At 63.2% G+C, this 5426-nt stretch carries 6 protein-coding genes; 1 reads left to right on the top strand and 5 read right to left on the bottom strand.

Annotation, left to right across the window (positions count from 1 at the left end; translation table 11 throughout):
* Positions 1-146: 146 nt before the first annotated feature.
* Both CA236_RS18415 and CA236_RS18410 read right to left on the bottom strand, forming a co-directional pair.
* Positions 147-1297, bottom strand: a protein-coding gene (locus CA236_RS18415) for an IS3 family transposase (RefSeq protein WP_125946700.1) whose coding sequence is annotated in 2 segments (ribosomal slippage) — positions 147-1045 and positions 1045-1297 — 1152 coding nt in all. Because the reading frame shifts where the segments join, the coding sequence is not laid out codon by codon here.
* A gap of 39 nt (positions 1298-1336) precedes the next feature.
* Entirely contained in the window at positions 1337-1726 is a 390-nt protein-coding gene (locus tag CA236_RS18410; RefSeq protein WP_206430626.1) for a hypothetical protein, read from the bottom strand.
* A 131-nt stretch (positions 1727-1857) separates the two neighbouring features.
* On the opposite strand from CA236_RS18410, the gene CA236_RS18405 reads away from it, so the two are divergent.
* The gene (locus CA236_RS18405) at positions 1858-2805 is read left to right on the top strand and encodes a hypothetical protein (RefSeq protein WP_164519000.1); all 948 of its coding nucleotides are present in this window, start codon (positions 1858-1860) and stop codon (positions 2803-2805) included.
* 331 nt (positions 2806-3136) lie between these two features.
* Here the strand turns inward: CA236_RS18405 and CA236_RS18400 are convergent, their stop codons facing one another.
* The 3 genes from CA236_RS18400 to istA form a co-directional block, all read right to left on the bottom strand.
* The gene (locus CA236_RS18400; RefSeq protein WP_277600078.1) at positions 3137-3391 is read right to left on the bottom strand and encodes a hypothetical protein; all 255 of its coding nucleotides are present in this window, start codon (positions 3389-3391) and stop codon (positions 3137-3139) included.
* Positions 3392-3578: 187 nt separating this feature from the next.
* Positions 3579-4307 carry an IS21-like element helper ATPase IstB gene (gene istB / locus CA236_RS18395; RefSeq protein ID WP_125946696.1) on the bottom strand — a complete coding sequence of 243 codons (729 nt, stop codon included), beginning with the start codon at positions 4305-4307 and terminating at the stop codon, positions 3579-3581.
* Positions 4294-5328, bottom strand: a complete 1035-nt coding sequence (gene istA, locus CA236_RS18390; protein WP_277600077.1) for an IS21 family transposase — start codon at positions 5326-5328, stop codon at positions 4294-4296. The genes istB and istA overlap by 14 nt, the downstream gene beginning before the upstream one ends.
* Positions 5329-5426: the final 98 nt, after the last annotated feature.

Genomic DNA, 5426 nt, shown 5'->3' with positions numbered 1-5426 from the left:
GATCCGCGGACTTCATCAGGGCCAGCAGCCATGCGGTGCTGCATGAACAGGCCGAACACATGGATGCACCCGACCGGTGCTCATCGCTGCACAAAAGCTCTTGCACCGCAGGGGCCGTCCACACATGCTCCCCTGATTGTTACCAGTCAGAGGTAGAGTCTCGCCCCTTCATGATGGTTGTTTGATGGGATCGCAACGTGTCTGGGGGCATGCCCCCAGACACGTTGGCCAGCGATCTCGGCGGGGGTCTTCCCGCCCAGTTTCGAGTGCGGCCTGACCGTGTTGTAATCGTGCCGCCAAGCGGCCAGCACGAACCGGGCATGGGCGAGCGAGGTGAACAGGGTCTCGTTGAGACATTCGTCCCGCAGGCGACCGTTGAAGCTCTCGACGAAGCCGTTCTGCATCGGCTTGCCCGGCGCGATGTAGTGCCACTCGACCCGCCGCTCCTGCGACCAGCGCAGGATGGCCGAAGAGGTCAGCTCAGTCCCATTGTCGCTGACCACCGTATGGGGCTTGCCGCGGCTGCCCATCAGGCTGGTCAGTTCCCGGGCCACCCGAGCCCCAGACAGCGAGGTATCGGCCACCAGCGCCAGGCACTCCCGCGTGTAGTCATCGACCACGCACAAGATGCGGAAGCGCCGACCGCAGATCAGGCTGTCAGAGACGAAGTCGAGGCTCCAGCGCTGGTTCGGACCATCCGGCAGCACCATCGGCCTGCGCGTGCCCAATGCCCGTTTCCGGCCGCCACGGCGACGCACCCGCAGTCCTTCCTCGCGGTAGATGCGCAGCAGCTTCTTGTGGTTGGGCGTGATGCCCTCCCGCGCCAGTAGATAGCCCAGGCGGCGATAGCCGAACCGGCGACGTTCCGCCGCCAGCTCGCGCAGCCGCTGTCGCAGCGCCCCGTCATCCGGCCTTGTTGGCTCGTAACGGAGCACCCTCCGGCTCACACCAACCAATGCACACGCCCGACGCTCGCTCACCCCGTGATGCTCCCGGGCATGGGCGACGGCTTCCCGCTTGGCGCCGGGCGTTACCATTTTTTTGATGCCAGATCCTTCAGCACCGCATTGTCGAGCATCGCTTCGGCCAGAAGCTTCTTCAGCCGCGAGTTCTCCTCCTCGAGTGACCGCAGCCGCCGGGCCTCAGACACATCCAGACCGCCGAACTTCGACTTCCACTTGTAGAATGTCGCCGAGCTGATCCCGTGACGGCGGCAGACTTCCGCCGTCGCCATCCCAGCTTCCTGCTCCTTCAAAATCGCAATGATCTGCTCTTCGTTGAACCTGCTTCGCTTCATATCGTCCGACTCCTGGGGTCAGACTTTACCAAAAAGCGGTCACATTTCAGGGGAGCACGTCAGCAGGAACGCGCTGCCCTTCTGCGCACGACCGCGTGCCACCTCGACTATGCGATCGACAATGCGGTCTGCATCGCGCCACTTCATCACCAGCTTGCCTGGGTCCATACCGTAGTCCGCCACCACATCGCGCAACTGCTCGATATCCAATTTCGCTAGCGCCTCGCGCAGTTCGGACTCGCCGTTTCGGGCGAGTTGCACTGGATCGAGCATGGCAGGGGTCCGCCGGTTGCTCGGACGCTTGTGTTCGGCCGGCTTGGTCTGCCGCTTCCGCTCGACGGGAGCTTTAACCGGCTTCTCGTCAGCGGCGAGAGCCTTTGCGAGACGTTCCTGAAAGGCAGGGTTGGCTTCCGCTTCGGAGATCGCCATCCATAATCCGCGGCACAGTTGGCGACGATCAGCCATCCACGTCGACACCGAGCGTCGCCGACAACTTTCGATGCGATCGTTGGCCTGCTAGAGGCTGACTGTCAGGATCGGTAGACAGAACAGGTAACAATATGCTCCCCTTCGAACGGCTTCTGGTCGCGGCAGCGATACTGGTTCTGGCATCTTGTGAGCGAACCCCGGTTCAGGATCAACACAACGTGACCAGCGCTCAGCACGCGGCTGAGGCGTCCGCCATGGGCGAACGGCACGCGGAGCCGGACGTTGCCTGGGCATCGCTTGACCCGAAGGTTGGTCAATATCCGTCGCAGATCGGTCTTTTTACAAAAAGCGCGGTCGTCGATGATCTCCGCGCCTTGCTGGGGGAAGCGAGGTTGCAGACCTTGCGGCAGAATTTCGAGACGGCTTCACCGCTCCAGCGCGATGGAACGGTGCTGTTCACCTCGGGAAACCGGGCGCATGAGGGAGGGTCTGAGGCTGCCTATCTCCTGCTCGACCAGGCGCACAAAGCAGTCGAAGTCGGACTTTGGACTAATGGCGCTCTGTCGGTCTACAAGACACCGGGATCGCACATCCGCAAACCTGCCGACATTCGAACAATGATCGCGAACAGCGCTGCGCCGATATCGACTGCCCCTTCGCCGATGGAGACGCCGCTCGCGCGCAAGGCGATCAAGACGCTCTTCGAAGGCGATCACGTGACCTACGAGGCGGCCTTTGTCGACCTGGACGGAGATGGCAAGCAGGACATCGTCGCCTATGCGTCTGGCCCTGAATATTGCGGCAGCGGTGGATGTTCGATGGGCATCCTAAGGGCGACAGGGAAGGGCTACGATACTATTGGGCGTACGACTGTCACCCAGTTGCCGATCAGATTATTGTCTTCGCGAAGTCACGGCCTGCACGATCTGGGCGTAGCAGTGTCCGGTGGTGGCGCGTCGGGGCATGCAGTTCGGCTGCGCTTCGACGGCCGACGCTACCCCTCAAACCCCACAACACTGCCGGATAGCGCAACAATGAGCACTGAGGCAGGCCATGTTCTGATACCGTCGGCTCGGTAGAAATGGTACGGGCATGCTATACGGAGGCTTTCGCTCGCTGGTCCCCTATATGGTTTGATCGCATGGCTGTTGCGCTCAGCTGCTCAGCTCACAATCTGACTGACGCCAAGGGAGCAACCAGGGTCCACACGGCCCCTGTCGCGGGGAAGTCGAGCTTCGCGATCCCCTGCAGGCTGCGGCCTACAGCTGTGCAGATCAGCCGAGTTCCAAATCCCTGGCGTTCAGGCGTTGCGATGGGCGGGCCGCCACGCTCAATCCACTGAAGCAGCAGCTCCGCATTGTTGCCTGACTCACGCACTCGCCAGCATATTTCGACGGTACCTGTCTCATTCTAGAGCGCCCCGTATTTGATCGCATTGGTCGCCAGTTCGTGAAAGGCGAGCGTCAGCGTCATTGCGGCCCTCGGACCGATCCTGACCGTTTCGCCCACAAAACTGAGCCGCTCGGTGTAAAAGGAGAGGTGAGCCAGTGCTTGGTCCGCCAAGGCCGGAAGCGGCGCCGCCTGCCAATCCGATGACAGAAGTTGCTCGACGGCACCACCTAACGACGCCAGTCGCATGTCGATTACGTCGCGGGCCTCTTCGATCGAAGAAGCCGCTCCCAGACTCTAGCTCACTATAGAACGAACGATAGTGAGGATGTTCTTGAACCTATGTTGTCAATCGGCGTCCAAAAAGGACCCCTTATCGGCGTGCAAAAGGGACCCCCTTCGTCGAGCGGTGTGACGGGTATGGCGGGCGCAGCGAAGCGTTCTCTGCCGGTGCTCCTGGGCGTTAGCTGCGGTGCTTGAAGCGCCAGCTGTCGTTGCCCGTTTCGACGATGTCGCAATGGTGGGTAACGCGGTCGAGCAGCGCGGTGGTCATCTTGGGGTCGCCAAAGACGGTCGGCCACTCGCCAAAGGCCAGGTTCGTCGTGACAATGACGGAGGTCTGCTCGTAGAGCTTGCTGACGAGGTGGAAGAGCAGCTGACCGCCCGAGCGGGCGAAAGGCAAGTAGCCAAGCTCGTCGAGCACCACCAGATCGAGCCGGGAGAGCTGGGCTGCCAGCGTGCCGGCCTTGCCAAGGCGCGTTTCCTCCTCAAGCCGGTTTACCAGATCAACCGTGTTGAAGTAGCGCCCCCGGGCGCCGACCCGTACCACATTGGCGGTGATGGCGGTGGCGAGATGCGTCTTGTCGGTGCCAGTTCCGCCGACCAGCACGACGTTGCGCCTACCCGGAAGAAACGAGCCGCTGTACAGCGAGCGCACCAGCCCCTCGTTGATAGGGGTGTCGTCGAAGACGAAGGCGTCGAGGTCCTTCACCGCTGGCAATCTTGCGGCCGACATTCGGTAACGGACCGACGCTGCATGGCGATGGGCGGCTTCGGCGCGGAGCAGGTCGGTCAGAACCTCCATGGTCGTGCGCTTGCGTTGCAGGCCGGTGGTAACCGCCTCGTCGAAGGCACCAGCCATGCCCTTCAGCCCCAACTCTGCCATGGCCGTCATCATCTCATGCCGCTGCATGGAGACCTCGCAGGCTGTCATAGCGGTTGCAGTCGGCGCGAGGCGGATGGCGCAGCGCCAGGTCTTCTGGCGTGACGATGGTCAGCGGTCGCGGCGGTTCGCGCCGGCGGGCCAGGATGTTGACGATGACGTCGTCGCTGGCGGTGCCGGCCAGCAGCGCCTCTCGCACGGCCGCTTCCACCGCCTCCAGCCCGTCGTCGAGCACGGCCGCCAGCACTCGCACGAACCGCCGGTCGGCGTCATCCCCGGCGCCGAACTTGCGCCGCAGCCGTGACAGCGCAGGCGGCAACTCCCAGCCCTGGAACGGCGCGCCGTTGCGCAGGGCGCCCGGCTTGGTCGCCAGCACCGGCAGGTAATGCCACGGGTCGTAGATGGTCCGGTCGCGGCCGAAAAACCGGGAATGGTCGGCGACGACTTCACCGTCGCAGCGCACGACGATACGGTCGGCGTAGGTACGGACCTGCACAACGCGCCGCACCACCCTGGCAGAAACGGAGTAGCGGTTGCGGTCGAAGCTGATGAGGCAGGTGCCGCTTACCGCATGCTCGCTCTCGTGGAAGCCGTCGAAGGGCGCGACAACAGGTTGGAGCACCGCCCGTTCGGCTGTCCATGCCTGAGCAACCGTCAGTTCCTTCTGCTCAGGATGCTGGTGCAACTCGGCCCAGCGCCGACACTCCGCCTCCAGCCAACCGTTCAGCTCCTCGAAGCTGGCAAATCGTAGGCGTGGCTGGAAGAAGCGGCCGCGTGCGGTCTGCACCTGGTTCTCTACCTGACCTTTCTCCCAGCCCGACGCGGGCGAGCAAGCGGTCGGCTCGACCATGTAATGGTTGGCCATGACCAGGAAGCGCCGGTTGAAGACCCGCTCCTTGCCGGTGAACACGCTCGTCACCGCCGTCTTCATGTTGTCGTAGATGCCGCGCGTCGGTACGCCTCCGAAGAAGGCAAACGCCCGCGCATGCGCGTCGAACAGCATCTCCTGTGTCTCGCGCGGGGTAAGCGTGGCGTGAGGACCGCAGTTTATGCGGCTTGGGCTGTTGGCTGATCTGTCTGGGGCACCCAGTTCCACGGCATCAGCTCGTCCCAGCGGGTGGCGGGCCAGTCGCCGGCGACCCTGGCGAT

The organism is Sphingomonas sp. ABOLG, from assembly GCF_003950435.1.
GTDB lineage: Bacteria > Pseudomonadota > Alphaproteobacteria > Sphingomonadales > Sphingomonadaceae > Sphingomonas > Sphingomonas panaciterrae.
Note: the sequence above shows the minus strand (reverse complement) of the source record. Positions and strands in the feature narration are given on the sequence as shown.

Excerpts from the sequence above, each read along its gene's own strand:
- CA236_RS18410 (WP_206430626.1), bottom strand. The coding sequence starts at position 1,726 with ATGGCGATCTCCGAAGCGGAAGCCAACCCTGCCTTTCAGGAACGTCTC.
- CA236_RS18405 (WP_164519000.1), top strand. The coding sequence starts at position 1,858 with ATGCTCCCCTTCGAACGGCTTCTGGTCGCGGCAGCGATACTGGTTCTG.
- istB (WP_125946696.1), bottom strand. The coding sequence starts at position 4,307 with ATGCAGCGGCATGAGATGATGACGGCCATGGCAGAGTTGGGGCTGAAG.